Raw genomic sequence first — 3,165 nt, forward strand, 5'->3', positions numbered from 1 at the left:
TATCAAGGAGATAAATTACAATCTAAAGAATTAAATATTAAATTTTAATTCTAAAGTTCGTATTTATCTTTCCATCTATTTTTTAAGAATTCTTTAATAGTTCTTTCTCTGTTATTATTTCCGGGAATATAAAAAGATGAGCCAGATAATTCATCTGGTAAAAACTCTGCTGCTACAAAGTTATTTTCATAATTGTGAGCATATTGGTAGTCTTTACCGTATCCAATATCTTTCATAAGCTTAGTAGGAGCATTACGTAAAGCAAGCGGTACAGATAAATCTCCAGTTTGTTTAACAACTTGTTGTGCTTTGCCTATAGCGGCATAGCTAGCATTGCTTTTTGCAGACGTAGCTAGGTAAATTGCACATTGACTTAGAATTATTCTTGCCTCTGGGTAGCCAATAGTGCTAACAGCTTGGAAAGTAGTATTTGCCATTACTAAAGCAGTTGGGTTGGCATTGCCTATATCTTCAGATGCAGCAATAAGCATTCTACGAGCAATAAATTTTACATCCTCACCACCTTCAATCATACGTGCCAACCAATACACAGCACCATTTGGGTCACTACCACGAATAGATTTTATAAAAGCAGATACAATATCATAGTGCTGCTCACCTGTTTTGTCGTATAAAACAGTATTTTTTTGCACTTTACTAAGTACTAATTCATCAGTAATTATAACATCTTCTGTGTTTTCAGAGTTTATAACTAGTTCAAAAATATTTAATAATTTTCTGCCATCTCCACCAGATAGTCTAAGTAGAGCCTCGGTTTCTTTTAGCTCTATGTTTTTCTTTTGTAGCTGAGTGTCTTGTCTTACTGCTCGCTCTAACAAAGCAACTAAATCGTGCTTATCAAAAGGTTTTAAAATATAAACTTGGCATCTACTTAAAAGGGCAGGAATTACCTCAAAACTAGGATTCTCTGTAGTGGCTCCAATTAATGTAACCCAACCTTTCTCTACAGCAGCTAGTAATGAATCTTGCTGGGATTTACTAAACCTATGAATTTCATCAATAAATAAAATAGGATTTTTTGTAGTGAATAAACCACCGCCTTTTTTTGCTTTTTCTATAACCTCTCTAACATCTTTAACTCCGCTGCTAATAGCACTTAAAGTATAAAATGGCCTATCTATTTCATTAGCAATAATATTGGCTAATGTTGTTTTACCAGTACCAGGAGGTCCCCAAAGAATTAAAGAAGGTAAAATACCTCTTTTAATTTGGTGCGTTAGTGTGCCATTATCTCCAACTAAATGGGTCTGACTCACATATTCAGATAATGTTTTAGGTCTTACTCTTTCTGCTAAAGGCTCATTCATACCACAAAAATAAAAAGAATCTAAATGACAATTTAGCAGATTTATATTTTTTGGCTAAATCATTGCGTTATTGTAGTAAATTAGTGTTAATGACAGACAATAATTACTTTAAATTTTCTAATTCAGTGCTATTAGTGCCAATAATAGCTGTGTTAAGTATTTGGACAGTCTATTGGGTAGAGCTACAGTTTAAAATAAATTTTAACAATTTTGGAGTGTATCCAAGAACGTTAAGCGGGCTTAAAGGTATATTGTTTAGTCCGTTTATACATGGCTCATTAAAACATCTATATAGCAATACTTTACCGTTAGTAGTGTTAAGTGCTGCATTGGTTTATTTTTACAAGCCAGTTGCGTTTAAAGTTCTTTTTTATGGCACGCTATTGTCTGGTTTAATTACCTGGTTAATTGGTAGACCATCTTACCATATTGGTGCAAGTGGTGTTATTTATTTACTTGCTAGTTTTATATTTTTTAAAGGTGTTTTTGCTAAGCATTACAGGTTAATTGCACTTTCTTTATTTGTAGTATTTGTATATGGTAGTATGCTATGGTATATACTCCCTATAAAAGAAGGTATTTCATGGGAAGGTCATTTAGGCGGATTTATTACAGGGTTGTTTTTTGCATACTTTTTAAAAGCAGATATTCCTAAGCCCCAAAAATACGCTTGGGAAGAGGATAACTACAATGAAGAAGCAGACGAATTTCTACGTCATTTTGATGAGAATGGTAATTTTGTAGAATTTAAACCAGATGATGATCCAGAATTAGACACTACAAGTTCAAGTCCAATCAATATTACGTATCACTTTAAAAAGAAAACAGAAGAGTAGTAGGAGTATTTTATCCTAAACGTTGTCTTACGGCTTCGTATAAAAACACACCACAAGCAACAGAAACATTTAAAGATTCTATTTCTCCTAATAAAGGTAATTTGGCAGTATGGTCTGCGGCTTTTAATATTGATGGAGATATACCTACATCTTCAGAACCCATAATTATTGCAGAAGCTTCTTTAAAAGAAACATCGTAAATTGTGTTTTCTGTTTTTTCTGATGCAGCAATAATTTTAACTCCAGATGCTTGTAGATAATGTACAGCGTCTTTAATATGGTTAACTTTTGCAATTGGCACTTTAAAAGCAGCACCGGCAGAAGTTTTTATGGTATCTGCAGTTACAGGAGCAGCACCTTTTTTCTGAATAATAATACCATCTACACCAGTACATTCTGCAGTTCTTATGATTGCACCAAAGTTACGTACATCAGACAGTTGGTCTAACAGTAAAAAAAGAGGGTTTTCTTTTTTTTCAATTACAGCTTCTACTAATTCTTCAAAATTATGAAACGTAATAGGAGATATGTTAGCAACTACACCTTGGTGGTTATTTCTTGTTAGTCTGTTTAGTTTTTCAACAGGTACATAAGAAATACTAATTCCTTTTTTTCTGGCTAAATTTTCAAGTTCTCTAAAAAGATCACCTTTTAATCCTTTTTGAACAAAAATTTTATCTAGAGCTTCATTAGCATTTATAGCTTCTATAATTGCTCTAATACCATAAATTTGGGTAGTTTTTTCCATTCGGCAAAGGTATAAAAAAAACCTGCGGAAATCTCCGCAGGTTTAAATATTAAATTAGGAATTTTTAGCTAATTAAAATTAGTTAACATCCCAGAATAATTTGCTTGTAATTAAATCGCCATTTGAAAGTCCTTGAGCAGCAGTATTTCTATTTTCACCGTTTAAAGTTTGAAGTACTTGTGGGTATCTCAAACGAAAAGGTAAATCATCTACTGAAGGATCTACTGGTCCAGGTTCAAAAGTATAACTACTT

Annotated in this window: 3 protein-coding genes; 1 reads left to right on the forward strand and 2 read right to left on the reverse strand. The window is 32.7% G+C overall.

What is annotated here, in order from left to right; all coding sequences use genetic code 11:
- Positions 1-50 precede the first annotated feature (50 nt).
- Positions 51-1,328, reverse strand: a complete 1,278-nt coding sequence (locus ABJD66_RS03925; protein ID WP_100896737.1) for a replication-associated recombination protein A — start codon at positions 1,326-1,328, stop codon at positions 51-53.
- A gap of 89 nt (positions 1,329-1,417) precedes the next feature.
- Between ABJD66_RS03925 and ABJD66_RS03930 the strand changes: the two genes are divergently transcribed.
- Positions 1,418-2,164 (forward strand): rhomboid family intramembrane serine protease, encoded by a 747-nt coding sequence (locus ABJD66_RS03930; RefSeq protein WP_348128464.1) that lies wholly within the window; start codon positions 1,418-1,420, stop codon positions 2,162-2,164.
- A 10-nt stretch (positions 2,165-2,174) separates the two neighbouring features.
- Here ABJD66_RS03930 and rlmB read toward each other — a convergent pair whose 3' ends face one another.
- On the reverse strand, positions 2,175-2,912 hold the full coding sequence (gene rlmB / locus ABJD66_RS03935; protein WP_303540972.1) for a 23S rRNA (guanosine(2251)-2'-O)-methyltransferase RlmB: 738 nt from the start codon (positions 2,910-2,912) through the stop codon (positions 2,175-2,177).
- Positions 2,913-3,165 lie beyond the last annotated feature (253 nt).

It is taken from the genome of Cellulophaga sp. (assembly GCF_039943695.1).
GTDB lineage: Bacteria > Bacteroidota > Bacteroidia > Flavobacteriales > Flavobacteriaceae > Cellulophaga.

What these genes read in the sequence shown, in the direction of transcription:
- ABJD66_RS03925 (WP_100896737.1), bottom strand. Translation starts at nt 1,328, where the DNA reads ATGAATGAGCCTTTAGCAGAAAGAGTAAGACCTAAAACATTATCTGAA.
- ABJD66_RS03930 (WP_348128464.1), top strand. Translation starts at nt 1,418, where the DNA reads ATGACAGACAATAATTACTTTAAATTTTCTAATTCAGTGCTATTAGTG.
- rlmB (WP_303540972.1), bottom strand. Translation starts at nt 2,912, where the DNA reads ATGGAAAAAACTACCCAAATTTATGGTATTAGAGCAATTATAGAAGCT.